Origin of the sequence: Micromonospora sp. MH33, assembly GCF_003013775.1 — a bacterium.
GTDB classification, from domain to species: Bacteria; Actinomycetota; Actinomycetes; order Mycobacteriales; family Micromonosporaceae; genus Micromonospora; species Micromonospora fulviviridis.
The window spans coordinates 1-1,749 of the sequence record NZ_MUYZ01000602.1 but is presented as its reverse complement, the minus strand read 5'-3'; the positions used below and the strand labels follow the sequence as shown (position 1 = coordinate 1,749).

General features: G+C 72.1%; 3 protein-coding genes. 1 reads left to right on the top strand and 2 read right to left on the bottom strand.

What is annotated here, in order from left to right; translation table 11 throughout:
• The coding region (locus B0E53_RS36260) for a GNAT family N-acetyltransferase (RefSeq protein ID WP_146167965.1) at window positions 1–520 on the top strand (520 nt) is incomplete at its 5' end.
• Window positions 521–586: 66 nt separating this feature from the next.
• On the opposite strand, the gene raiA is transcribed toward B0E53_RS36260, so the two are convergent.
• Both raiA and B0E53_RS36250 read right to left on the bottom strand, forming a co-directional pair.
• Window positions 587–1,231 (bottom strand): ribosome-associated translation inhibitor RaiA, encoded by a 645-nt coding sequence (raiA, locus tag B0E53_RS36255; RefSeq protein ID WP_107079895.1) that lies wholly within the window; start codon window positions 1,229–1,231, stop codon window positions 587–589.
• Between the two features lie 251 nt (window positions 1,232–1,482).
• Window positions 1,483–1,749 (bottom strand): phosphoribosyltransferase family protein (locus tag B0E53_RS36250; RefSeq protein WP_281492941.1); only part of this gene is annotated, 267 nt, incomplete at its 5' end.

The window sequence follows — 1,749 nt, the reverse complement described above, 5'->3', positions numbered from 1 at the left end:
CGGCGTGGTGGCGCTGCGCCGGCTCGGGCCGGTCGACGCCGACGCGATGTACCGGCTGCACGGCCGGCCCGAAGTGGTGGCGAACCGGGTCCCGCCGGTGGCGCCGGACCGGGCGTCGATCGAGCGGCGCTGCCGGCTGGCGGAGAGCCACTGGCTGGCCGGCCGCTCGGCCGACCTCGCGATCCTCGACGCGGCGACCGGCGCGGTGGCCGGCGGCTGCGCCCTGGTCTACGACGAGCCCGCCACCGGCCAGGCCATGCTCGGCTACAGCCTGCTGCCCGAGGCGCGCGGCCGAGGGCTGGCCACCCGGGCGGTGGGGCTCGTCGCGGGGTGGGCGTTCGACGTCGGGCTGGCCCGGCTCTGGGCCGGCACCCGGCCCGAGAACGTCGCCTCGCAGCGGGTGCTGACGAAGACCGGCTTCCAGCGGGAGGGGCTGCTGCGCGGCCGGCTCCCCGGCCCGGACGGGACCCGGGCCGACTCGCTGATCTTCGGCCTGCTGTCGACCGACCGCACCAACTGACGGCGGAAGCCGTGGTGGTCGCCCACCACGGCTTCCGGCGGTTGTGTCCCGCGGGGTGGTCAGGGGTCAGGTGTCGAGCGAGATGATCCCGTAGTCGTAGGCGTGCCGGCGGTAGACCACGCTCGGGCGGCCCGACTCCTTGTCCTGGAACAGGTAGAAGTCGTGGCCGACCAGTTCCATCTGGAACAGCGCGTCGTCGACCGTCATCGGCTCGGCGGGGTGCACCTTCGCCCGCGCGATGTGCCACGGCTGGTCGTCGTACTCCTCGTGGCCGCCCTCGTCGGGCCGTTCCGCGACGGCGGTGGCCGTCCCGTGCCCGTTGAGGGTCGCCAGGCCGGGCCCGTCGAGGTCGGCCACCGGCAGGTCGGCGGTGGCGGCGGCGACGGAGAGCGGCGCGTGCCGGCCGCGGTGCACCCGGCGGCGGTCGGCCGCCCGGCGGAAGCGGGTGTCCAGCTTGGCGATGGCGGCGTCCAGCGCGCTGTAGAAATCGTTCGTGCAGGCCTCGGCCCGGATCACCGGACCGCGCGTCACGCAGGTGATTTCCACCCGCTGGCAGTGATCGGCCTGGCGCGGATTGCGCTCGTGGAACAACTCGACGTCCACGCGAATGAGCTTGTGGTCGTAGCGTTCGATCTTTGCGAGCTTCTCAGCTACGTGCACCCGGTAATGGTCCGGCACTTCAACGTTACGGCCCTTGACCACGATGTCCACGTGACCTCCCTTGTTCGGACGGTCGTTCGGTCCGGATCTTCCGGTCGACCCACCCAGGGAGAACCCCGTTCGGCGTCGACCGGTGGTGTACGGCTACGCCTCCTTCCAGTGCCGGGGGAAGGTTGGGAAACCTCCTACCCCCGACACGAAAACGCTAACTCCTGTTCGGCCACCAGTCACCCCCAGTTGTCGGGAGAGGCCGCGAAATTTAACAGCTCATACACCATGGGGTGAAACGGGAACACGAAGCGTCACTGATGGTGCCGTTTTTGCGTTGCGGCGAGCACGGCCGCGACCTTTGGCGTCATTCCCGCGTCGCGCAGAACACGACTCACCGCCGCCAGGGTGGCCCCGGTGGTGACGATGTCGTCGAGCAGCACCACGGACCCGTCCGCCCCGCCGGCCCGGCGCAGCCGGAACGCCACGTCTGCCGCGGCCGCCCGGCCGGCGCTGTCCAGCGCCACCGAGTCCGGCCGGGGCAGCGCGCGCAGCGGGCGGAGCACGCGTACCGGCCAGCC